23 protein-coding genes and 1 pseudogene are annotated in these 22,873 nt (G+C 61.2%); 11 read left to right on the forward strand and 13 right to left on the reverse strand.

Annotated elements, in window-relative coordinates:
• Together AC1DLB_RS04035 and AC1DLB_RS04040 are read left to right on the forward strand one after the other, a co-directional pair.
• Positions 1–1,073: 3-oxoacyl-ACP reductase (locus AC1DLB_RS04035; protein ID WP_477784633.1), on the forward strand; the 1,073-nt coding region annotated here is incomplete at its 5' end.
• 2 nt (positions 1,074–1,075) lie between these two features.
• Complete coding sequence (locus AC1DLB_RS04040) at positions 1,076–1,930, forward strand: MaoC family dehydratase (RefSeq protein ID WP_064616079.1); 855 nt, start codon at positions 1,076–1,078, stop codon at positions 1,928–1,930.
• A 42-nt stretch (positions 1,931–1,972) separates the two neighbouring features.
• On the opposite strand, the gene AC1DLB_RS04045 is transcribed toward AC1DLB_RS04040, so the two are convergent.
• Both AC1DLB_RS04045 and AC1DLB_RS04050 read right to left on the reverse strand, forming a co-directional pair.
• Positions 1,973–2,383: a response regulator gene (locus tag AC1DLB_RS04045; RefSeq protein ID WP_064616078.1), complete on the reverse strand. Its 411-nt coding sequence runs from the start codon at positions 2,381–2,383 to the stop codon at positions 1,973–1,975.
• An 84-nt stretch (positions 2,384–2,467) separates the two neighbouring features.
• Positions 2,468–2,665: a Flp family type IVb pilin gene (locus AC1DLB_RS04050; protein WP_064616077.1), complete on the reverse strand. Its 198-nt coding sequence runs from the start codon at positions 2,663–2,665 to the stop codon at positions 2,468–2,470.
• A 327-nt stretch (positions 2,666–2,992) separates the two neighbouring features.
• On the opposite strand from AC1DLB_RS04050, the gene cpaB reads away from it, so the two are divergent.
• The 5 genes from cpaB (at position 2,993) to AC1DLB_RS04075 (ending at position 8,276) form a co-directional block, all read left to right on the forward strand.
• A complete protein-coding gene (gene cpaB, locus AC1DLB_RS04055) occupies positions 2,993–3,925 on the forward strand; it encodes a Flp pilus assembly protein CpaB (protein WP_018928397.1) in 933 nt (310 codons plus the stop codon).
• 86 nt (positions 3,926–4,011) lie between these two features.
• On the forward strand, positions 4,012–5,217 hold the full coding sequence (locus AC1DLB_RS04060) for a CpaE/TadZ family protein (protein WP_477784634.1): 1,206 nt from the start codon (positions 4,012–4,014) through the stop codon (positions 5,215–5,217).
• Positions 5,214–6,494 carry a TadA family conjugal transfer-associated ATPase gene (locus AC1DLB_RS04065; protein WP_018928399.1) on the forward strand — a complete coding sequence of 427 codons (1,281 nt, stop codon included), beginning with the start codon at positions 5,214–5,216 and terminating at the stop codon, positions 6,492–6,494. The genes AC1DLB_RS04060 and AC1DLB_RS04065 overlap by 4 nt, the downstream gene beginning before the upstream one ends.
• A 10-nt stretch (positions 6,495–6,504) precedes the next feature.
• Entirely contained in the window at positions 6,505–7,389 is an 885-nt protein-coding gene (locus AC1DLB_RS04070) for a type II secretion system F family protein (protein ID WP_477784635.1), read from the forward strand.
• A complete protein-coding gene (locus AC1DLB_RS04075) occupies positions 7,386–8,276 on the forward strand; it encodes a type II secretion system F family protein (RefSeq protein ID WP_064616076.1) in 891 nt (296 codons plus the stop codon). Before AC1DLB_RS04070 ends, AC1DLB_RS04075 begins: the two co-directional genes overlap by 4 nt.
• A 57-nt stretch (positions 8,277–8,333) precedes the next feature.
• On the opposite strand, the gene AC1DLB_RS04080 is transcribed toward AC1DLB_RS04075, so the two are convergent.
• The 3 genes from AC1DLB_RS04080 to AC1DLB_RS04090 all read right to left on the reverse strand — a co-directional run bounded on the left by AC1DLB_RS04080 (position 8,334) and on the right by AC1DLB_RS04090 (position 10,846).
• Complete coding sequence (locus AC1DLB_RS04080) at positions 8,334–8,708, reverse strand: DUF6124 family protein (RefSeq protein ID WP_477744170.1); 375 nt, start codon at positions 8,706–8,708, stop codon at positions 8,334–8,336.
• 754 nt (positions 8,709–9,462) lie between these two features.
• The gene (locus AC1DLB_RS04085) at positions 9,463–10,266 is read right to left on the reverse strand and encodes a response regulator transcription factor (protein ID WP_018928403.1); all 804 of its coding nucleotides are present in this window, start codon (positions 10,264–10,266) and stop codon (positions 9,463–9,465) included.
• 109 nt (positions 10,267–10,375) lie between these two features.
• Positions 10,376–10,846: a prepilin peptidase gene (locus tag AC1DLB_RS04090; protein WP_477784636.1), complete on the reverse strand. Its 471-nt coding sequence runs from the start codon at positions 10,844–10,846 to the stop codon at positions 10,376–10,378.
• 75 nt (positions 10,847–10,921) lie between these two features.
• Here AC1DLB_RS04090 and AC1DLB_RS04095 point away from each other — a divergent pair, with 75 nt between their 5' ends.
• Together AC1DLB_RS04095 and AC1DLB_RS04100 are read left to right on the forward strand one after the other, a co-directional pair.
• Entirely contained in the window at positions 10,922–11,362 is a 441-nt protein-coding gene (locus tag AC1DLB_RS04095) for a TadE/TadG family type IV pilus assembly protein (protein WP_018928405.1), read from the forward strand.
• Positions 11,359–14,127 carry an ATP-binding protein gene (locus tag AC1DLB_RS04100; RefSeq protein ID WP_477745539.1) on the forward strand — a complete coding sequence of 923 codons (2,769 nt, stop codon included), beginning with the start codon at positions 11,359–11,361 and terminating at the stop codon, positions 14,125–14,127. Before AC1DLB_RS04095 ends, AC1DLB_RS04100 begins: the two co-directional genes overlap by 4 nt.
• Here the strand turns inward: AC1DLB_RS04100 and AC1DLB_RS04105 are convergent.
• The 5 genes and pseudogenes from AC1DLB_RS04105 to AC1DLB_RS04125 form a co-directional block, all read right to left on the reverse strand.
• Positions 14,097–16,084: pseudogene (locus tag AC1DLB_RS04105) on the reverse strand (pilus assembly protein TadG-related protein). The gene AC1DLB_RS04100 and the pseudogene AC1DLB_RS04105 sit on opposite strands and share 31 nt — an antisense overlap.
• Before the next feature lie 103 nt (positions 16,085–16,187).
• A complete protein-coding gene (locus AC1DLB_RS04110; RefSeq protein WP_477784637.1) occupies positions 16,188–16,691 on the reverse strand; it encodes a DUF4136 domain-containing protein in 504 nt (167 codons plus the stop codon).
• Positions 16,692–16,744: 53 nt separating this feature from the next.
• Positions 16,745–17,374 carry a DUF4136 domain-containing protein gene (locus AC1DLB_RS04115; protein ID WP_086944037.1) on the reverse strand — a complete coding sequence of 210 codons (630 nt, stop codon included), beginning with the start codon at positions 17,372–17,374 and terminating at the stop codon, positions 16,745–16,747.
• A gap of 12 nt (positions 17,375–17,386) precedes the next feature.
• On the reverse strand, positions 17,387–18,136 hold the full coding sequence (locus tag AC1DLB_RS04120; RefSeq protein WP_019582282.1) for a methyltransferase domain-containing protein: 750 nt from the start codon (positions 18,134–18,136) through the stop codon (positions 17,387–17,389).
• Positions 18,136–18,438: a MazG-like family protein gene (locus AC1DLB_RS04125; protein WP_477784638.1), complete on the reverse strand. Its 303-nt coding sequence runs from the start codon at positions 18,436–18,438 to the stop codon at positions 18,136–18,138. Before AC1DLB_RS04125 ends, AC1DLB_RS04120 begins: the two co-directional genes overlap by 1 nt.
• A gap of 191 nt (positions 18,439–18,629) precedes the next feature.
• Here AC1DLB_RS04125 and AC1DLB_RS04130 point away from each other — a divergent pair, with 191 nt between their 5' ends.
• Positions 18,630–18,923 carry a hypothetical protein gene (locus tag AC1DLB_RS04130; protein WP_018928411.1) on the forward strand — a complete coding sequence of 98 codons (294 nt, stop codon included), beginning with the start codon at positions 18,630–18,632 and terminating at the stop codon, positions 18,921–18,923.
• Positions 18,924–19,008: 85 nt separating this feature from the next.
• Complete coding sequence (locus AC1DLB_RS04135) at positions 19,009–20,349, forward strand: MATE family efflux transporter (RefSeq protein WP_018928412.1); 1,341 nt, start codon at positions 19,009–19,011, stop codon at positions 20,347–20,349.
• A 23-nt stretch (positions 20,350–20,372) separates the two neighbouring features.
• On the opposite strand, the gene AC1DLB_RS04140 is transcribed toward AC1DLB_RS04135, so the two are convergent.
• The 3 genes from AC1DLB_RS04140 to AC1DLB_RS04150 form a co-directional block, all read right to left on the reverse strand.
• The gene (locus AC1DLB_RS04140) at positions 20,373–21,170 is read right to left on the reverse strand and encodes a DUF4123 domain-containing protein (protein ID WP_477744176.1); all 798 of its coding nucleotides are present in this window, start codon (positions 21,168–21,170) and stop codon (positions 20,373–20,375) included.
• Entirely contained in the window at positions 21,167–22,489 is a 1,323-nt protein-coding gene (locus tag AC1DLB_RS04145) for a contractile injection system protein, VgrG/Pvc8 family (RefSeq protein ID WP_477744177.1), read from the reverse strand. The genes AC1DLB_RS04140 and AC1DLB_RS04145 overlap by 4 nt, the downstream gene beginning before the upstream one ends.
• 233 nt (positions 22,490–22,722) lie before the next feature.
• The coding region (locus AC1DLB_RS04150) for a hypothetical protein (RefSeq protein WP_477784639.1) at positions 22,723–22,873 on the reverse strand (151 nt) is incomplete at its 5' end.

Consider the following 22,873-nt stretch of genomic DNA (forward strand, 5'->3'; position numbering starts at 1 on the left):
CCAGTGACCTGGTGCAGGTCGATCAGTTGAAACAGCTGCGCGAATTCTTCCAGCCACTGATGAAAAATCTCGATCACCATGCGCACCTGGTGATTCTCGGTCGCGCGCCAGAGACCTTGAGCGACCCGTTCGCCGCCAGCACCCAACGGGCGCTGGAAGGGTTCAGCCGTTCGCTGGCCAAGGAACTGCGCAACGGCGGCACCTTGCAGCTGATCTATGTCGGCGAAGGGGCCGAAGATCAACTCGAAGGCCCGTTGCGATTTTTCCTCTCGCCCAAAAGTGCGTTCATTTCCGGACAAGTCATACGTTTGAAGGCGTGTGCGACGCAGGTGATGGACTGGACACGCCCCTTGTCAGGGCGCAAGGCACTGGTAACCGGGGCAGCCCGGGGCATCGGCGCCTCGATCGCCGAAACCCTGGCCCGGGACGGCGCCGAGGTGATCCTGCTCGACGTGGCGCCGGCCAAAACCGACCTCGACGCCCTGGCCGCTCGCCTCGGCGGACGCAGCATCACCCTGGACATCTGCGCCGAAAACGCCGCCACGCAACTGATCGAACACTTGCCGGACGGCGTCGATATCGTGGTGCACAACGCGGGCATCACCCGGGACAAAACCCTGGCCAACATGACGCCGGAGTTCTGGGACGCGGTGCTGGCAGTCAACCTCAACGCACCGCAAGTGCTGACCAAGGCGCTGCTCGACAGCGGCACGCTGCGCGACGACGGCCGAGTGATCCTGTTGGCGTCCATCAGCGGCATCGCCGGCAATCGCGGGCAAACCAATTACGCCGCGAGCAAGGCCGGGCTGATTGGCCTGGCCCAGGCCTGGGCGCCACTGCTGGCAGGGCGCGGCATCAGCATCAACGCGGTGGCGCCAGGGTTTATCGAAACCCAGATGACCGCGCACCTGCCCTTCGGCGTACGCGAAGCCGGGCGGCGCTTGAGTTCGTTGGGCCAGGGCGGCCTGCCGCAAGACGTCGCCGAAGCCGTGGCCTGGATGGCACAACCGGGCACCGGAGCGTTTACCGGGCAAGCACTGCGCGTGTGCGGGCAAAGCGTGTTGGGAGCCTGACCATGACCACCGACTGGCACACACTCAATAGCGAACCGGGCCTGCAGACGCTGTATTTGAGAGCGGCGACGCGACGCAAAATCACCGGCACCACACTGCCTGAGCTGGGTTATCACTGTTGGGTCAACGTCGATCCGAAACGCCTGGAGGCTTATCGCAAAGTGTGTGGTTTCGCCGACAACGGGCTGCTGCCACCGACGTATCCGCACATCCTGGCGTTTGCCTTGCAGATGCAACTACTCACCGCCAAGGCGTTTCCCTTCCCGCTGCTGGGGCTGATTCACTTGAGCAATCGCATCCGCATCTTGCGCCCCATGGGTGGCGTGAGCCGCGTGCGGGTCAGCGTGAAGGTGCAGAACCTGCAACCCCATGCCAAGGGCGCGACCTTCGAGTTAGTGACGACGCTCGACGACCAATTGGGGCTGCTGTGGGAAGCCGAAAGCCAGATGCTCTGTCGCGGGGTCAAACTGGCAGGCGAGCCTGTCGAGCAAGCGTTTGCAACGACCTTGTCGCTGACCGAAGTGGCCCACTGGAAAGCACCGGCGGACATTGGTCGCCGGTACGCCAAAGTGTCTGGAGACTACAACCCGATTCACCTGAGCGCGATCAGCGCCAGACTCTTCGGCTTTCCCAGCGCCATCGCCCATGGCCTGTGGAACAAGGCGCGCACCCTGGCTGCCCTGAGCGATCATCTACCGACGGCCAACGTCGAGATTGCGGTGCAGTTCAGAAAACCGGTGCGTTTGCCCAGCGAAGTGACGCTGATGTCCAGCGCGGCGGGGTCCAGTGGGGACTTCCAGTTGATGGGGGCCGGGGAGATCGAGCATATGGCGGGGCAGTGGCGGCCGGTTGCCTGATGGATTGTGGTGAGGGGGGCTTTCCCCCTCGCCACAGTACGCTCAGGAACTCAGCAAACCCCGAGGCTGCGGAAACAAATTATTCAACGTATCCAACAAACGCACGTGATAGATCGGCTTGCGAAACAGATCCAGCACCTGCAACCGCAACATGTCACTCACATCCTCCATATCCGCATGCCCCGACGTCACAATCACCGGCAAATGCTGACGAGCCGTGTGCTCACGCAGACGCTTGATCAACGAGATGCCGCTTTCCTCCGGCATCCGCAAATCAGTAATCACCAGCGCAATATCAGGATGACGAGTCAAATGATGCAGGGCGAGCTTGACCGACGTTGCCGTAAAACACGTAAAACCCTCGCCCTCCAGCAACTCCGCCAGTTCCAGTAACGCATCCTCCTCATCATCGACCAGAAGAAGCTGTTGCCGAGGGAGGGTTGGAGCGTTCATGGGGCAACACCTGCAATGGACTAAGCCATGACGTTAGAAGCCCTTTGCAGGATTGGCAAATGACTGCCTGTGCCAGTCTTCAAATCAAAGCGCAGCTGAAATCGTGTTGAACATTGTGGTGACCGCCGTGGAGATAGGTGCCACAAACGTTGCCAGCACCACGGCCACCATGCCTGCAATGATTGCGTACTCGATGCCCGAAGCACCTTCGGTGTCTTTGGCAAGGTCTTTGTAAAAAGCGATGTGGGATTTGATCTTCTGAACCGTTTTAGAGAAGGACATGACGCGTCTCCTGAATGACAGCGGTTGTTGCACTGCCGCAACATGATTCCCATATGCCAGCATCAGCATTGTCGGCAAACCCATGCCCAACAACTGTAAGAACGCATTAATACTTAAGCAGTAACCGGTTGATTAACGTCACAAAACAGTACTTTGGGCATCAGCCCGTTACTTTTGTCAGATATTTACCGCTCAGTGATGGCATTTTGCTTTACCTGCGCTACCGTCAAATAGCGAAACAGTCCCACGTTCATAACTGCCTGATTACGAAGTCATCTCGTTAGAAGGCTTGGGGGCGTTACGCCGCAGGAAAGGGGGAGAGCCTTCATGAACAGCCGCGTCACCCTGGGCCTGGCCGGGCTGTTTCTGGCAGGCGCCATCATTGCCGGTTACTGGGGGCTGGCGCTGAGTCGCCAACCGGCCCCCGAGCCTGTCGCACAAATCGGCACATCAACGCCCTCGATACTGGCCTCGGTGGACGACCCGACCCGCCAACCGGTGGTGGTGCTGCTGCGTGATATCGCACCGTTCGAGCAGATCACCGCCGCCGACGTGACCCTGGAAAAACTGCGTACCGCCCCGGTGGGCTGCCTGACCCGTCTCGAACAAGCCATTGGCCGTACACCCTGGCGCGCGCTCACCGCCGGCAGTTGGCTCAATGATCAGAGTTTCGAAGCCGGCGGTACGCTGGCGCGGATGATCCGCGCCGATGAACGCGCCCTCGCCGTGGCGGCGGATGATGTGATCAATGTCGGCGGCCAATTGAGCCCCGGCGATTATGTCGATGTGCTGCTGTTTCTGCGCATGGACACCAACAACCTCCAGCAGTCGGCCCAGGTCGTGGTCCCGGCGTTGCGCGTACTCGGGGTCGGCGAGCAGTTGGGGCTGACGAATGATGGCAAGCCTGCCAACCCGGCACTCAGCCATGAAGAGAAACTCAAGCAGGAACAACTGCGCACCAGCGCCCGCACCGTGTTGCTCGCCGTCCCTGAATCCCTCTTGAGCCGCCTGATGCTCGCGGCGCAGGTCGGGGTTTTGCGTCTGGCTGTGCGCAGCGCCGAAGAACAACGCCTGAGCCAATACTGGGCCGGCCGTGGTGACTCATCGGCGAGCCTGGCCAACGCCAACCGCGAGCTGGTGCAGTTCAGTCAACTGGCCCTGGCCGGCACTCCACAATCCCCCGCCCCCAGAGGCGCAGCACCTCGCAAGCCGAGCGTGGAAGTCATTCGCGGCAATGCCGTCACCCAACAAACGCCCTGAATCGAGCGAGGACTCTCCATGCGCAGAAGTTTCACGCCGCACTTCCTCGAAAACGGCCACGTCGATAAACACGGCGGATTATCGCAATGAGCCAAAGCCAGAACCTGAGCCAGACCTTCCTCGCGATCACACGCAACAACACCGACTTCGAGTGGCTGCAAGGGGCGCTCGCCCCTTTGGGTCGAGTGATCAGCGCCGGGGGCGGCAACCTCGACGAGCTCCTGACACTGGTGGACGTGACCTTCGCCAGCCTGGTGTTCGTGGGCCTGGACCATGAGCATGTGGTGGCCCAGAGCGCGTTGATCGAGGGAGCCCTGGAAGCCAAACCGATGCTGGCGATCGTGGCCCTGGGCGACGGCATGGACAACCAACTGGTGCTCAACGCCATGCGCGCCGGAGCACGGGATTTTGTCTCTTACGGCTCGCGGTCCAGCGAAGTCGCCGGCCTGGTGCGACGCCTGAGTAAACGCCTGCCGACCGTGGCGCCGAACACCCAACAGATTCCACAAGGTGGCCTGACCGTACTTTACGGCGCGCAGGGCAATGGCGACGGCGCGTTGCTCGCCAACCACCTGGCGCACGTGGTGCAAAAGAGCGGCCAGCAAACGCTGTTGCTGGATCTGGGGCTGCCCCGTGGCGACAGCCTGGCCTTGCTGGGGTTGGAGAGTTCGTTTCATTTCGGCGATGCATTGCGCCACCTCAGGCGCCTCGACGCAACGCTGATCGACAGCGCCTTCACTACCTGCGACGCCGGGCTGCGAATCCTCGCCTACGCCAGCAACGATGAACCGCTCGAACAGACCAGCGCCGCCGAGCTGTACATGCTGCTCAGTGCCTTGCGCCAACATTTCCAGCACATCGTGGTGAACCTCACCGGCCAGTCGGACAGTGAAGCATTGCGCACCTTCGTCAGCCATTGCGACAAGTTGCTGTGGTACACCGATCAAAACGTGCTCGACTGCCGACGCAACCTTGAGGTGCTCAGCCGCTGGCGCGAAAAAGGCCTGAAGCTCGACCACGCCAGACTGCTGGTGGACCGCTACCTGCGCAGCGTCCCGCCGGACTCCGACACCTTGGGCAAAACTTTCGGCATGGAGGTGATCGCGGTGTTTGCCTACRGCCCGGAAGTGCGGCTCAACGCCAAGAATCAGGGGCTGAGCCTGTTCGAACTGGCCCCGCGCGAGGGCCTGACCCAAAGCCTGCGTGCCCTCGGCGAATGGCTGGCCAAACGCTCCGAAAGCCTGGATAAACCCAAGGCCGGCTGGTTCAACCGGTTGAGGGGCGTGCAATGAGCGGGGAAAAACTCTTCGGCGCGCCCTCGCACGGGCCGACCGGCAATACCGACCACGAAGGCCTGAAGCTGGTGCTGCACCGCTACATCATCGACGCCATCGAAGAGTCCGGGAAAAACCTGCTGGAAGGGTCGCGGCCCATGCTGTCGCAGTTCGTCACCGACAAAGTCGCCGAATACATCGCCCGTCTGCACCTGGCGATTTCCCGCTACGAGATGGAACGGCTGGCGGAAGAAATCGTCGACGAACTCACCGGTTTCGGTCCGCTGGAAGTGCTGCTGCGCGACTCGGCGGTGACCGAAATATTGGTCAACGGCCCGCACCGGGTGTTCGTCGAACGTGAGGGAGTGTTGCACCTCAGTGACCTGCGGTTCATCGACGACCACCACGTCGAGCGGGTCATGCAACGGATTCTCGCGCCCCTGGGCCGACGGCTTGATGAGTCTTCGCCGATGGTCGATGCACGCCTGCCCGATGGCAGTCGGGTCAACGCGATCATTCCACCGATCGCCCTCGACGGCCCATGCCTGTCGATTCGGAAGTTCCGCAAGGACATGCTCAAAAGCACCGACCTGATGGCGATGCAAACCATCGACCAGGCGATCTTCGAGTTCATTCAGGAGGCTGTGGGCAAGCGTTGCAACATCCTGGTCAGCGGCGGTACCGGTACCGGCAAGACCACACTGCTGAACATTCTCAGCCAATTGATCGCCCCTCACGAACGGCTGGTCACCATCGAAGACGTCGCCGAACTGCAACTCGGCCATCCTCACGTGGTGCGCCTGGAAACCCGACCGCCGAATGCCGAAGGCCACGGCGAAGTGAAGGCCAGCGACCTGATTCGCAACGCGCTGCGGATGCGCCCGGACCGGATCATCCTCGGCGAGATTCGCGGCGTCGAAGTGGTCGACGTGCTCACCGCCATGAACACCGGGCACGACGGCTCCATGAGCACCGTGCACGCCAACAACGCCCAGGATGCACTGTTGCGCCTGGAGACGCTGGTGGGCCTGACCGGACGGCTCATCGCCGAACGCACCCTGCGGCAAATGATTTGCGCGGCGCTGGACGTAGTGATCCAACTCACGCGCCTGCCCGATGGCCGCCGCTGCGTCAGCGAAGTGGTGGAGGTCGTCGGTATTCGTGACGACGTCTAYGTGACCAACACCCTGTTCCGCTTCGACCGACACACCGGCCGCGGTTTTCTGCGCGAGGCGGCCAACCCCGCCGGCGACAAACTGCGTCGCGAGTCGGCACTCTCTCCCTTGGCGTATTGAGGGTCACGGCATGCTCAAACCGGCGCTGCTCATCCTGCTTTGCCTGACGCTGTTGGGGGTGTCGATCCGTTTGTTCTACAACAGTCTGCGCCAGGCCGGCATCGACCGAACCCTCGGCCGCCTGACCCAGGGGCAACCGCAACTGACCGTGGCGAAATCATCCTGGTCTGGCCTGGAACGGACCTTTCTACGCGCCGGCCTCGGGCGCCCCACCGAGCGCATCGGGTCGTGGCTGCTGCTCTGGGCCTTGGGCGCCCTGCTGGGGTTTGCCCTCGCGGGCTGGATCGGTTTGTTGATGTTGCTACTGGTGCCGCCCCTGGCTCTGCGGCTGTACATCAGCTGGCGATATCAGCGCCGACTCAAGCGCATGATCGAACAACTGCCGACGCTGCTCGACCACACCGTGCGCAGCCTGAAGTCCGGACGCACCCTGGCCGATGCAGTGCTGGGCGCCATCAACGCCGCCGAAGCGCCACTGAAAGACGCCATGGCTCGGGTTCAACGCAACGTGCACTTGGGCGTCAGCCTGCCGGACGCCATCTCGGACCTCGCCGAGCTGTATGAGAAAGACGAGTTTCGCCTGTTCGCCCTGGGCCTGRAGGTCAATCACCGCTACGGCGGCAATGCCAGTGAGCTGTTTGAAAACCTGATCAAAATGATCCGCGAACGAGACCAGGCGGCGCGCCAACTGCGCGCCATGACCGGCGAAACCCGCGTCACGGCCGTGGTGCTGGGGCTGATGCCTGTGGGGCTTGCCGGTTACTTTTTGGTGTCCAATCCGAAATACCTGTTGGCCATGTGGAACAGCGGCTCGGGACAAATGATGCTGGCGACCGCGTTCGGCTTGCAGGTCGTGGGCTGCCTGGCGCTGTGGCGCATGTTGCGAAGCGTATGAAAATCGCCCTGCTGCTGAGCGCACTGCTGTTTCTGGCGGCCACGCTGTTGCTGCTCAGTGGCCTGCTGGACCAGCACCGGCGTGCACGCCAGGTAGCCCAACGGCTGGACGGCAAACCGCTGAGCGACCATCGCGTCAGTCACTGGCTACAACTGCTGGGCGACAGCCGCATCGGTCAGCGTTCGATCCAACTGGACAACGAAACCCAGACCCTGCTCAACCGCCTCGGCTGGCGCAGCGCCCGACAACGCTCGCTGTTCGCCGCCTGCCAGATCGGCACACCGGTGCTGGCGTTGGCCCTGTGCCTGTTGATTCAGGGCCTGTTCTTCCCGCAGGTGAACAACCACTGGATCACTCCAACCCTCGCCACAGCCCTCGGTTACCTGCTGCCCAAACGCTTGCTCGCCGCCGCCGCGCAGCAGCGGCAAAAACAACTGGCGATCGAGGTATCAACCTTCATTCCACTGCTGCGCATCCTGTTCGAATCCGGCATGGCGGTGGAACAGTCACTGCGAGTGTTGAGCGTCGAAGGCAAACAACTGCTACCGACCCTGACCCACGAATTGCGCCTGATACTGGCACGGGTCGATTCCGGTCTGGAACTGGGCGAAGAACTGAACAAGGCCACCCAATTGCTCGCGGTGGACGAATTCACCGACACCTGCGTGATCCTTCAACAACTGATTCACCAAGGCGGCGGCGCGATGAAATCACTGCTGGCGCTCAAGCTGCTGCTCGATGACCGACGCCTGACACGCTTGCAGGAATACATCTCCAAAATGTCCGCGAAAATGTCCGTGGTGATGATGTTGTTTCTCTTCCCGGCGTTGCTGATCGTGCTGGCCGGACCGAGCTTCACCGCGCTGGCGCGGGCTTTTGGTTCTTGAAAGACCGGTGATCCTGCAGGAGCGAGCCCGTGGTGAGGGGCTCGCTCCTGCAAGGGGTCAGCTGTGTGGCGCGGGTTTTGGTACGTCGACGTTATCCAGCACCCGATTCACCGCCAGCTCGGCCAGCATGATCACCTGCTGAATCGCCAGGAGCGTATGCCGCTGCGGGGCGTCGACATAGGCGGCGATGTCGCTGGTCATGACGCTGGCCGAGGCCAGTGATTCGCAGACATGGGCCAGCAGGCTTTCGTTGTCCATGTCCGGGGCGACCTGAAACATCCTGCTTGGCTTGCGGCCTTCGGGTTGTTTGGGTGGTGGTTTTAGGTAGTGGTCGAGCGCGCGTTCGGCGGCTTCGTTAAGTTTTTTCGAATCGAGGGATTCGTAGGGCGAAACGTCATCAGTTTCAGGGGGATTTGGTGTGGCTTTGAACATGATTACACCTCCGGGATGAAATGGAGCCACTTCCAAATTGCCGCGACGCAATTTGGGGTGGCAGCTGTACGCGGGTTCGCGGACCGACCCCTGAGGCTTGCTCGGCATACCCGAAGGTATCCCGCGCACAGTCGCCATGACACGAAACGACAGACACCAAAAAGTGTTGTTGTTCGGTGGAGCGATTATGCCTCAAGAATCGAGCCGCGACGCCCGGTCGCTGAATTGTCAGCGACGGACAAAGGCTAGAGACGCCGCTTCCGACGGGCAACCTGAAAAACATGTGGGAAGGTTCTGACGTTTTTACCGACCAATAAACATCGTTGCCTGTAAGGCCACCATCGCGAGCAAGCCCGCTCCCACAATGGAGCGGCGTACACCCGCCCCTCACCACTCAACAGGCCGAGCGTTAGCTCGCCTGCCGCTTTTGATCTTGATTCACCCGCCCCTTCGGGAGGCCTCGTTCCGGTGTTCATCTGGGGATTGGCGCGTAGCGCCGTTCGACGCAGTCGAACACATCGCATGTAGGTTGAAGCGAAGCCAACCGTAGGGCGATGCCCCCAGATGAATACCGGAGCGAAGGAACCCCGAGCCTTAGCGAGGGGCCGTACGTTCGGGGCGAGACCTTTTGGTTACTTTTGGGGCGTTTGCCAAAAGTGACCCGCTGTAAGAGCGGAACCCTAAGCAGCCGTTACCGCAGAAATGGATATGTACCCGGTCAACAAGAACATGGCCGGCCCAAAGGCCGCCAAGATCAATGCGCAGAAACCCGCCGCCCCCCGGCATTCCCGGGCGACAACGCCAACGCCACCTGCGTACGATTATGCATATGCGTCAACCGCAACACCTGCGACACATAAAGCTTCACCGTGTTCTCGGTAATCCCCAACTCACAGGCAATCTGATAATTGGTCTGCCCCTTGCCCACCAACTGCGCCACCTCCAACTGACGCGGCGACAACTGATTGAACACCGCCGGCATCCCCACCACCCGCTCCGGTTCACCGACCACACCGTCAACTGAACCTGACACAGGTTCCGGAGACGCCCCCCGACGAACCTTGTCCAGATCCTGATAAAGCTCATCGATCGATTCACAAAGGTACTGCAGCTTCTGACTCAAATGCCCCAACTGCAGATTTCTCTGCCGCTCCTGCAAGGCCACCTCCTGACGCTGCAAACCTTCGAGCAACTCAGCCAGATCAATCGGCTTCTGATAGTAATCGGCGAACCCGATACGCAAAGCCTTGATCACATCCTGCTTGTTCGCATGCCCGGTGAGCATGATCGCCTCGAACGCCCGATGCTTGCCGGACAACCGCTGCAGCGCCTGGACAAGCTGGATGCCATCCATGTCAGGCATCTGCAAATCACACAGCACCAAGCCGATATTCACGTCTTCGCTGAAACGCTCGATCGCCTGATGGCCGGAGACACAAGGCACACAGCGATAACCATTGAGCTCGATGAACTCGCAAAGCTCTTCGACAATCAACGGCTCATCATCAACCACAAGAACTTTTACTGCCGAGGTAAGCTTGTTCACGTGCCACTCCATGCCAAGTCTGGCTTGGCTGCTCCTGCACCGACACCACAGGCTGTACAACAACAATTTTGAAAGTAGACGCACTTTCCAACTATGTACATAGAACAGGGGACGCCTGCGATTAATGCATCCAGGCCAGTGTGAGCAGCACACCCACCAGCACGAACGGCGCAAAGGGCTGCTTTTTTGACGCGCCAGGCTCCAGGTAACGAAGACGCGTTCTAAGCCTCTGCCCCATATGCAGCCAGAGTCTTGGCGCCAGCAGCAGCCAGAGCACACTGGCCACCCCGGCGCCGATGAAACCGCCGAGCAGGTGCGTACMGTCCGTCGCAAGACCCAGCGTCGCCATCAGCTTCACGTCGCCTGCCCCCATGCGTCGCACTGCATAACCGGGCAAGGTGAAGGCCAATGCCAACAACAAAGCCCAGCCGCCCTGCACCGCCTCGGCCCCCAGCCACGTAGTCCCTGTCCACAACAGATAGATAAGCGCCAGCACACCTGCACCGACGGTCAGGCCATTGGCGATGTGGCGCTCTCGGGCATCCTGTGCTGCGCAAAGCGTCAGCCAGATGAGTAGGACAAGGCTCTGCATCCGGTAAAAAACGTCCGTTTTGGCTGAATGATTCTATGCTGACACTACGCAGTAATTGTCAGGGTAGACGCACTCATGAAAACAGGCCTCCCCCGCAAGCAAAAAGGTGCCGTGGCGATTGAGTTTGCCTTGGTGTTCGTGATTTTTTTCGCCGTGTTTTATGGATTGGTCAGTTACAGCCTGCCGCTGTTGCTGATGCAATCGTTCAATAAATCCACGGCCGAAGCGGTGCGTCGCAGTGTGGCGCTGGACCCGAGCACCGCCAATTACGACACGGCGGTCAGAAACATCGCGACCACCGAACTGACCCGGCAGCTGGCCTGGATTCCCGCCGCGCTGAATTTCAACGTGGCCACCGACGCCAGCGCCACCTACACCGGCGGCGTGCTGACGGTCAGCATCAACTACCCCACCAGTAAACTGAATCAAGTGCTGCCGTTTCTGGTACTGCCGGGAATCGGTTCGGTGCCCAATCTGCCGCCGACCCTCACGGCCCAATCGAGCCTGCAGTTTTGAGCTCCGGGGACAAACTCTTCGGGCGTCTGCTCAATCGTCACCCGCCACAGACCCCGAACACGCCAGAGCCTGCGAGCGTGCAGCGTGTCGGCTTGCAGCTGCATCTGAATGATGAAGGTCGAGTGATTCAGCTGAGCGGTCCGTTGCGGCATCTGCTGGCGCAACAGATACCCGACGCGCAGTCACCGCACCTGCTCGATTACCTCATGCCCCATAGCGCCCTGTCGGTCGAAGGCACACCGGCCGAGTGGCAGGGACAAAACCTGGACCTGGATTTTTTCAGCCTCGCCGGACAACCGCTGCACTTGCGCGGCTGGGTGCAGCCGTTGGGCGAAGGATGGTTATTGCAGTTGATCGACATCGGCGATCTGTTGCTCGAACGTCGACAAGCGCGCAGTCGTGAACAGTGCCAGTTGCTCGCGGCGCAGGTCAGCGAGCAGTTGCGCCTGTGCAGCCTGACGCGCCTGCCCGAGGTACTGGCCGAACAACTGCAAGGCCTGGCCCAGCGTTTTCAGATCCCGTGCATGGCCATGGCCTTGCTCGATGAACAGGCCGAGGGTTGGTTGATTCACCAGCAGTACACGGCCTTCGATGCACCAAGGTTGTGGGAAACCCATCAACGCCTGGGCACCGGCCTCGACAGTTTGAATGGCTCAGTCCCCCAACAGCTGACACCCAGCGAGCACCCACGCCTGCAAAGTATCTTCGGCAATGCCGAAGGGTTCGCGGTGCCCTATCGCAATGCCCTGGGCGTGGTCGCGTGGTTGCTCTGTGGTTTCTACCCGGTGCAAGAACGTGCCCCCGACTTGAGCGAGCGCGACTGGTTGCAACTCACCGCCGCCCTGGCCGGGCCGCTGCTTGAGCGCTTGCGTGAACATCAACACCATCTGCAACTGGAGCGGCTGGAATCTCTACAAGCCTTGCTCGGTACCGGTTGGTGGGAGGTCTTCAGCGACCATGCCGAAGTGCAATTGGCGCCGTCGCTCGCCAATACGCTGAACCTTGCGAACACTCGTTTTCCGCTGCACGACTGGCTCGAACAGATTCATCCCGCCGACCGTGAAGAGCTGACGATTCGCCTGCAATCCTTGCAAGACGAAGGCGCGCCGTTGCTGTTGTGCGTACGGCTGCATCGCCCCGACACGACACAAACGCCGATCTGGTACCGACTGCAAGGCCAGGCGTTGGGCATCGGTAAAAACCGCCGGCTGGTGGGTTTCATGCTCGACATCAGCGACATCAAAAACCAACAGCAGAACGCCGCTGCCGCCCATGCCCGGCTGGACAACCTGATCGCCAGTTCACCGGCGGTGATCTACGTGCAGCGCTATGTCGAAGGGGCGCTGCAACCGACGTTTTTCAGTGACAGCCTGTTGCCGCTGCTCGGTTGGTCGCTCGCCGATTGCGCCGCAGGCTCGCTGGTGGAGCGGGTCCATCCTGAAGACCGCGACGGCTATTTCGAGCGTACCCGGCAACTGCTGCGCGAGGGTTCGGTGAGCGCCCGTTATCGACTGCGCGACAGTCACGGCGATTACCACTGGCTGCTCGACGAAGCCAAACTGCTGCGCGATGACCTCGGGTTGCCGGTGGAAGCCGTGGGCCTGTGGCTGGATGTCACCGAGGCGACCCTGGCCACCGAGAAAGTCAAACAGAGTGAAGAGCGCTACCGGATCCTGGTGGAAGACTCCCCGGCGATGATCTGCCGCTACCGCCCCGACCTGACGCTGACGTTCGGCAACCGGCCTCTGGCGACCTATCTGGAATGCCAACCCGAGCAGCTGCCGGGGGTGAACCTGGGCAGCTGGATGTCGTCGGAGCAGCGCGAAGCGTTCCTCCAGCGCCTCAGTAGACTGAGCCCGGAGTTCCCGGTCAGCACTGCGGAGATCAACCTGCAACTGCCGGGACGGGAACATGCCTGGTGGGTCTGGTCGGATCGCGGCGTGTTCGACGACCAGGGTCGTTTGCTGGAAATTCAGGCCGTGGGCCGCGACAACACTGAGGTCAGGCGCGCCCAGCAGCAGCTTACCCAGAGCGCGAAAATGGCCACCCTCGGCGAAATGGCCACCGGGCTTGCCCATGAAATCAATCAGCCGCTGAACGTGATGCGCATGGCCATCGTCAATGTGCTCAAGCGTCTGAGCAATGGCGATGCGCAAATCGATTACCTGACTGACAAGCTCAATCGCATCGACGCACAAGTCCAGCGCGCCGCGAAGGTGGTGGATCACATGCGGGTGTTCGGCCGGCGTTCGGAGGTCGAGCAGCAGCCGTTCAATCCGGTTCAAGCCATCGAGGGCACGCTGGCGCTGCTGTCCGAAGGCTTGCGCGGCAAAGGCATTGAGCTGCGGGTCAGCGAGAGCGGTTTTGATGTGCAGGTGCGCGGTTACGTCGATCAGCTGGAACAGGTGCTGATCAACCTGATGGTCAATGCACGGGATGCGTTGCTGAGCAAACGCGAGGCCGACCCGGCGTTCAAACCGTGGATTTCGCTGTACGCCGAACGTGATGAGCATTCAGTGCGGCTGTGGGTCGAGGACAACGGCGGCGGCATCGACCCACGGTTGCTGGAGCGGATTTTCGAGCCATTCTTCACCACCAAACCGGTGGGCGTCGGCACCGGGCTCGGGTTGTCGGTGAGTTACGGCATCGTCGAGAACATGGGCGGACGGTTGAGCGTAAGAAACTCGGCCGAGGGCGCCCGCTTCTGCATCGAGTTGCCGATTGTCACGGGCGATCAGATCACCAGCGACGCGCGCCCTGAGTGACAACTGAGGTTGGCGCCGACGTCGACCTTGTTCAAGTCGACCCCAAGGCTTATCAGCACAGTGTTGATCAGACTGTCGAGCAACGGGTTGAGCACGCCGTTGATTGCGCTGACCAGCAAACTGGTCACGCTGCTCAGGATCGCCCCCAGACCGCCGACGAGACTGCCTGACGGGCCATACATATCGACGTGAAGGTTGACCGGGGTGTTGAGCAAGTTGCTGACAATGCTGCTGGTGGAAAATGAGTAGTAAAACGGCGGCTGGCTGATGTCCGGCAGGCTGTTGGCCGGTGGTGCGGAGTAGACATGGGGCATGTTGGTGTTCGCCGCCACACTGGTGTCGGCAACGACATCGATGCCACCACCGACGCCAGATACACGCGGATCGCAGGTTATGGGCACGAACAAAAACCTGCGGCAGGTTTTGATCCCGATATCGATCAGCTTCAACGGCTGCACCGTGACCGTCGGTGGTACGGTGTTGCTGCCGAACATACTGGCGGCATCGATCCGGCCGATTTTCAGGTTCACCAGCGATGCGCTGGTGTTGGTGGTCAGGGTTTTGTTGGTGTTGGTGTTGCTGATGCAGCTGTAAGCCGTGACGTAACTATCGGCACTGGCGACGTCCAGCGCCACGTCGAGCCGTATCGGCCCCGGTAGCACGATGACGTCGGGCGTCTGACAGGGCACGCCGATGGCACAGGTCAGTGAGTTGAGCACCGCCACCAGGTCGAGATTGAGCAAGGCGTTGAGGGTGTTGGTCAGCGGTCCTGCCAGATCCGCCGCGGCATTGACCAGCGCCGCGATGGCGTCCAGCGCCGGCAAGTCGATCGACAACAACGTGCGAAGCTGTGCGGTTCTCACGTAGATCCGATTGGGCCCCAGCGGATCCAGCGCGGCGTTTTCGGATTGCCGATCGCGGAGAGTTGCGGCGGCTCCAACACCTGCACCCGAGCGGTGATTTGCGCCAGCCCTGCCAGATTGATCGGCACTGTCGCCACCACACCGTTTTTCTTGTTGGCCAGTTGCACGACGCCTTCGATCAGGTTGAACACACTCACAGTCGTCGCGAACGTTGAGACGTCGCTGCCGTTCTCGACGTGCAGCAGATTGCCCAACACCACAGTCGTGGAGCCAGCGGCCACCTTGAGGGCTTGCAGACCGACAATAGTCGCCGTCGCGCCGAGGGTGCCGCCGGGGTCCAGCACATTGACGGCGGTCTGGATCAACTGGCTGACGGCCACCGAAGCGCCCAATACCTGGTTATACCCGGCGGCGTTGAGGCCGAGGTCGACCTTCAGTCGATCAAGGTAACCCAGCAGGCTGATGTTGGTGTTCACCAACCCATCCCACCCTGCCACGGACAGGTTCAGACTGCCGCCGAGCAAACCGCCGAACAGCGCATTGAGGGTGGCCGACTTGCTGCTATCGATGCTCAGCGCTGTGGTGCGCAGGGTCAGCGATGCCAGCGGTGGCGGCAGCGCCGCAACGGCGGTCGCCGTCAGGTTGAGGGTGGCCCCGGCCGGCGCACCGCCGAACAGGGCGCCAACGCCACCGGCGAAACTCTGCGGCACTGAATGACTGACGATCACCCGAATGGCTTCGCTGCTGCTTGGGTTAGCCACAAAAACCCGAAGACTGTTGGCGTCCAGGCTCAAGGTGCCACAGGCTACCGCCAGGCTGCGCGTGGGGTCAGGAAGGGTGAAGCCGTTGCGGTTTACGCTGGCGGTGGCATAGGCGGTAGCGCTGGCACCCACGGCGCAATCACCGTTGCGCGTGGCAGCCTCCAGTGCGGCCATGTCGGCTATCCGCTGCAAGCTGCGTTTTTCCAGGTACAAGCGGCCACTGTCGACCACGATCAGCAGGAACACCAGGGCCATGCCGAGGGTCAGCACTGCCATCAAACCGATCGCTCCCCGTTGCCGGGCCGGGCTACGAAACTGCAAGCAGGGAGACATGGCGCACTCCTTTGCCGGCGCACCGCCGAGGGCTACCTCCATTGATGAAGAGCAGTGTAGACAAGGGTTTGCCGGATTGCTGGCAACTAGCCATCCCACCAACTTATTGCGGGCTTGTGTGACGACGAAGATCCTGTAGGAGCGAGGCTTGCCCGCGAAGAACGATAACGCGTAATGACTGAAAAACCAGGTCGATCTGGATGGTCGCCACCTTGTAGCTGACGTTGCGGGTTTCGTTGTACATCGGCCCGCCCCAATAGCCGTTCCATGGACCACCATAACCACCGCCATAGGAGGTGGTCACTTGTTGCTGGCGATCTTCAACGATCAGGTAGGTCTGCACCTTAAGGTCTGCCTTGGCGCCGGCGGCGGCCGGACGCAAGCCACGCTGATCCAGTTGATCGGCAACGGCCTGGCGGATGCGTTGCTCGGTCAGGTCACTCTTGATCCGTGGGTCGTCTGGACGGTACTGCACGGCGGGCTCTTTCCAGCTCCAGCTGCGATAGGCGGCAAAGTCGCGGCTGGCATCGAAGTCATGATTGACCTCGTTGGCGGCGCAGGCAGTGAGCAGCGCGGCGATGGCCAGTAAAACGAGACGGCGGAACATGATTTTTCTCCGATTGAAGACATGCACCTGCGGGAGGCTTCCTGAACAGGAAGCTAACTAGGAGGATACGCCGACATGGCCTTTTCGACAGCTTCGCGCAGGGCATCGGCACGTTCGCTCTGGTTGCCCTGACTGCTGGTTTCGGCACTGGCACTCCACACCGGTTGACCGGTGCTTGCGTCGAACAGATCGACCCGCACCACCACAACCTGTACCTGATAAGTACGGACGACCGGCACGCTGTTGTACATGCCGTAACCCGTGCCATAGCGGTTGTAACCACCGCCGTAATACCCGCCGCCATAGCCGCCACCGTAACCAGAGCCGTCCTGCACCTGGCGCAAGCGGGTTTCCAGATGCAGGTCGGCGCTGACCAACAGGTCCGCCGGGCGGTTGTCGTGCAGTGGGCGCAAGCCGCGCTGGTCAAGGGCATTGCTGACGACTTCGGCCACCTGCTCCGAATCGGCCCAGGCCGTGCCCGCAGGCAGGCGCCCGTTGAGCCAGGCCCAGCTGCGGTAGCGACCGTAATCCCGTGGCGCCGCCGGGTAGGCGCTGCGGTCGAAAGTGCCGGCGGCCTGGGGCGGTGCCGGTGGCAAGGGATTGGACGTCGCGATGTAAGGGTTGCTGCCCTGACAGGCCGCCAACCCGAGACAGATCACCAGTAAACCTGAACGACTATTCATTGCGCACTCCGGTCAGATCGGCCGACAGATCCAGTGCAAGTAGCGCCCAAGCCCGGCGAAGCTTGGGTGACGGCGGTGAGCCAGTTCCATTTCGAGCAAGTCGAGCAGTTCGGCGCGGGCCTGGAATTCCACCGGCATGTAGTCATGAAAAACCCGCACTCCACTCTGGGTTTCGACCCGCCACAGACCCTCAAGTTGCGCTGCCAGCTCCCGTGGATCAAGCGGCTGTTGCGGCGTCAGGCTCTGCTTCTCGCCGGCCATGTCGTTCTTGCGCATCTTGCGGAAATGGCCCTTGAGCAGGTTGCGGTAGATCAGCGCATCGCGGTTATAGAACGCCAGGGACAACCAGCCATCCGGCTTCGTCAGCTGATGCAGCACTGGCAAAATGGCATGGGGTTCGGCCAGCCATTCCAGCACGGCGTGGCACAGCACCAGGTCGTAGGGTTCGGTGAGCTGACCAAGCAACTCCTGCCACGGCGCCTGAATGAATGTCGCGGTCTGCCCGGCTTCGGCAAAACGCTGGCGAGCGCCTTCAAGCATCGGCTCGGCGGGTTCGGCCAGGGTCACCTGGTGACCGCGCTGGGCCAGCCACAACGACATGTGGCCCAGGCCGGCACCGATGTCCAGTACGCGCAACGGGCGGTCCGGCAGGGTTTCGGCCAGGTCGGCCTGCAGCACCGCGAGGCGGATCGCCCCTTTGGCGCCACCGTAGATTTTTTCAGCGAAGCGGGTCGCCAACTGATCGAAATGACGGTCGCTCATCAGCTGAACCGCCGTTCGCTGTCCGCGAGCTTGTTACGTACCACTTCATTCATGTCCAGTCCCAACTCGCTGCACAGCAGCAGTAAATACAGCACGATGTCGCCGATTTCCTGCCCGGCATGGGCCAGTTTGTCCGCCGGCAACTGGCGCGACTGGTCTTCGGTCAGCCACTGGAAGATTTCCACCAGCTCGGACATTYCCACGCTCGCGGCCATGGCCAGGTTTTTCGGGCTGTGAAATTGCCGCCAGTCATTGCGGTCACGAATGGCGTGCAGGCGTTCGGTCAGTTCAACAAGGTTCATCGGGCTCTCCTGAAGGCGTATAGCTTCAGGGGGATGACGGGTGAAGGCAAGTGGCAGCGTTGTGCCTGCGTACTTGCGCCATACTCAAAAAAATCGCAGCCTTCGGCAGCTTCCACGGGAACCCGGGAGCACGATCAATAGCCCAAGGCTCGGATCCGGCAACCACGCCACCACTCCATCAGGACGTACACATGCAGGTAGACAGCTTTTTCGAATGGCTCGGCCAGGCAATCGGTTCGGTCATCCGTTTTATCATCGACACCCTCAGTGGCCTGTTCAACCTGTTGAGCAACGCCGGCAGCAATTTTGTCGAAGGGCTGGCCCAGGCATTGGGCATGGAAACCTCGATCATCAGCATCATCACCTTGATCCTCGGGCTGATGCTGCTGTGGTCGGCGATCCGCGCCTTCATGAACGCGTCGATCATCATGGGGATTATCTGGTTGCTGCTGGGGTTGTGGTTGCTGAGCTGGATCATTCACTAAGGCTGCCACACAGGCTCGCTTCCACAATGGATCGATGCGGATTCCGAGTTCGTCGCTACAATGCAGGCGCCCCCAAGGAGCCTGCATGTCCAACCTGATTGCCGACTGGCGCGACCGTCCGACCCATCGCCGCGTCTGGGCGCTCGCCGCCCCGATGATTCTCTCGAACATTTCCGTACCGCTGGTGGCGCTGGTCGACAGTACCGTCATCGGTCACCTGCCCTATGCTCATCAGCTCGGCGCCGTCGCGGTGGGCGCCAGTCTGTATACCTTTCTTGCCTGGGCCATGGGCTTTCTGCGCATGGGCTCCACCGGATTTGCCGCCCAGGCGGCCGGGCGTGGGGATGGCGCTGCGTTGCGGCAGATTTTGCTGCAAGGTCTGTTGTTGGCCATGGGCCTGGCCATTTTGTTGGGGGCGTTAGGTGTGCCGTTGAGCGGGGTCGCGTTGCACTTCATGCAACCGTCGGCAGAGCTGGATCAACTGACCCGCGAGTTTTTCCACACACGGCTGTTCGGCCTGCCGGCGGCGCTGGCCAGTTATGCGCTGGTCGGCTGGTTTCTCGGCACCCAGAATGCCCGGGCTCCGCTGGCGATTCTGCTGAGCACCAACCTGGTCAACATCGCACTCAACCTGTGGTTTGTGCTTGGCCTGGAGTGGGGAGTGGTCGGCGCGGCACGGGCCTCGGTGATCGCCGAGTGGACCGGCGCATTGATCGGCCTGTTCATGACCCGCAAAGCCCTGCGCGCCTATCCCGGCCATATCGCCTGGGCCGCATTGGCGTTGTGGCAGAGCTGGCGCCCATTGTTGGCGGTCAACCGCGATATTTTCATCCGCAGCCTGGCGTTGCAGTCGGTGTTCTTCCTGATCACCGTGCAGGGTGCACGACTGGGCGATGCCACGGTCGCCGCCAATGCGCTGCTGCTCAACGGCCTGCTGCTGACCGCCCATGCGCTGGACGGTCTGGCCCACGCCGTGGAAGCCCTGTGCGGACACGCCATCGGCGCTCGCGACCGTGATGCCCTGCGCCGCTCACTGGTGGTGGCGTGCGGTTGGTCGCTGCTGGCAAGCCTGGGGTTCGCCTTGCTGTTTCTGTACGCCGGGCACCTGTTCATCCAGATGCAGACCAACATCCAGAGCGTGCGCGACACCGCCTTCATCTACCTGCCGTACCTCGCCGCGCTGCCGCTGATTGCGGTCTGGAGTTACCTGCTCGACGGCCTGTTCATCGGCGCCACCCGCGCCCGGGAAATGCGCAACGGCATGCTGTTGACCGTGATCCTGCTACTGCCCTTCGCCTGGATACTGCAAGGCTTGGGCAACCATGGACTGTGGATAACCTTCCTGCTGTTCATGGTGCTGCGCAGCCTGACCCTTGGCACATTCGCCTGGTACTTGCGCAAGAACGACGGCTGGTTAAAAGGATGACGAGCGACATACCTTCAACCCGTTCAGGGTTGATCGTTCTGCCACAGGTTGCGCAGGCTATCGAGACGCTCCTGCTGGGTGGTTCCCGATAACGACTGCCCTGGCACGGCGTCAGGGTGCTGCAAGCGCAGCCATAACCAGCCGTCGAGCACCGAGCGCTCACTGAAACCCAGCGCCAGCCCTTCCTGCAGGTGAGCCCACAAGCTGTTGTAGTCGGTGCCGGTGGATCGGCTCCAGCGCCAGGCATGCTGCTCCAGCAGGCAGGTCTGCAAGCTGTCTCGCTGACGCGAGCTGAGGTTTTCTTCGATGGCCAGCGGCCTGACGGCAAGCCGTGGATTGAACAACTGTTGCCAGCCCAGACAGCCAATGGCCCGATCGGCCCAAGTGCCGCCGAACCAGCGTAACTGATCGATCGGACCGAGCCAGCGACTCAGCTCCTGCGCATCGCAGGCATCGAAAAAGTAACTCGCCGTTTGAGGGTTGTAGTAACTCAACAAGGCCCGGTGATGCAGGCTGAAGGTGACGGTGAGCATGCGGCGCAAATGCTCCAGCAGTTGTGATGAAGAGGCTTCACTGACCAGCAGCAACCCGCCCCATGTATGCGGCTCACTTGAGTACAGCTCGGCGAGTGCCGGGCATTCGCGAAGGTCGACCAACACTGGCCCGTGCTCACGCAACGGATGAAACTCGCTGCCTTCGAACAGCCAGAACCATCGGACATGAGCAAACTGTTGCCGCAACATCGCACCGGCCTGAGGCACGCCCGGCACATCGAGCAACAGCCATTGCGGGGTCGAGTCGGGCGCCTGAACGGCAATCATGCCGCACCGCTCTGGCCAAGCTGCGTCGCTGCCCGGCAAGTGCATAAGGATTGCGCGCAATGACTGAAACTGCCCCCACCTGGCAGCAAACACAGGAGTACCAAGGGTTCGCTGGATTGCAGCAAGCCCAATAAACCATCAACCGCGCGGCTGGCTTCAGTGGTCGAGGCGGATAGCAGCTCGACCATGCCCGGCTCTGCGCTGGACGGTGCTCCGGGAAGAAATCCGCTGATCAACGGTTGATCAGGATCACCTTCGATAAAGCTCACCAGCACTTGCGTGCCCTCACTCAAGGGCATGACACCCGCGCTTTCCAGCTCGCCAGACAACGGCAACCAACAGTGGCTGGGGGCTGCGCCTTCGCCCTGATATAGCCAGTCAAACTGCACGGCGACCGATCTGCCGGGATCGGGGCGAGATTCACCGACGTCGACTACCCATCCCCTTTGCAGGCTGTGCATCCTGGGTTTCACAACGGGATGAGCCGCGATGTAAGGCACCTCCTGCGCAACGACGCGCAGCTGGTTGCGATACAAAAAATCTGGCTGTTGTCCTCCCTGATGCTCGACATGGGTCACTAGCCAGAGACGATTCCAGTCCGCATACGGATGACCGGACAACGGCATCAGTTGACCGCTGCGCAGCGTTGGCAGGTTCGTCTGCCCCTCGGCAATCTGCCCGCAGCCATGAAGCTTGAACTGATGCACTCCCGGTCGCTCGCTCACATCCTCGAAGACCCTCTCTTCGCCACGGCGAAACTGCCCCGGACCGTCGCCCAAGACCAGACAATGCCCGCGCGTACGGTGCTCGAAGTAGTAATGAAGCCGCTCCTGGGCGCATAGACGCTGGAAAAACTGCAGGTCCGACTCCCGGTACTGCGTGCAGAAATCACGGGACGGGTAATCGCCGTTCAGGTCGAAACGACGATCCTTGCCGGCAATGCCGTGCTCCTTGAGAACCTGGGCGAGAATGTCCGGCACCGAGCGATCGCTGAAAATTCGCTGATTGAAGCGCTGGGCCAGGCAAGCAAGCCTGGGGCCCAGACGCATACGACAAAGCCTGGGCTCATTGCCATGGCCGGGTTGAACGAGGCCAAGCAACTGTCCGTGAATACCCTCCCCCTGCGGCCCGAAGTGTAAAAAGGCCGAGCGGTACAGCAGGCTTGCAAGGTCCAGTGTCGGGTCATCGTTCAGTAGATCCACGTCGAACGCAAAAGGCTCGCTGATCGCTTCACTACCGGTAAAGGTCAAGACCTCAAAGGGGTCGGCAAGACCCGCTATATCCAGACGAAATGACGGCTCGTTGACTGAATCGAACATCGGCGATTCTCTACAGGAGGGGCGGCCGGGGATTCTCGCTGAGAGACATGGCCGAGTAGAGTGCCGAAGTACAACTTAGGAAATGACCTACGCGAAAAGAAGACCACATCGCTTGGATTGCTCGGTATGTGGGCTATTTCGCGTGACAAAAGAGAAGCCCCGCACCAGGTCATCTGAAATTTCCGCAACCTACGGAGAAATTTCAGACAACCTGATGGGCGCGGTGCCCTACCTCAAGAAGACAGGTAAGACGAACGGGTCAGGCCCAGACGCAAGGCATCAAGGAACTGGGTGCGCTCGCTGGCGCTGATGCGGGCACTGGCGCACTTGTCGCGGTAGTGAGTCATYAGCTCTTCCGGCGACAAGTGCACGTAACGCAGCATG

The sequence above is a fragment of the Pseudomonas sp. 05N434 genome (assembly GCF_056396965.1).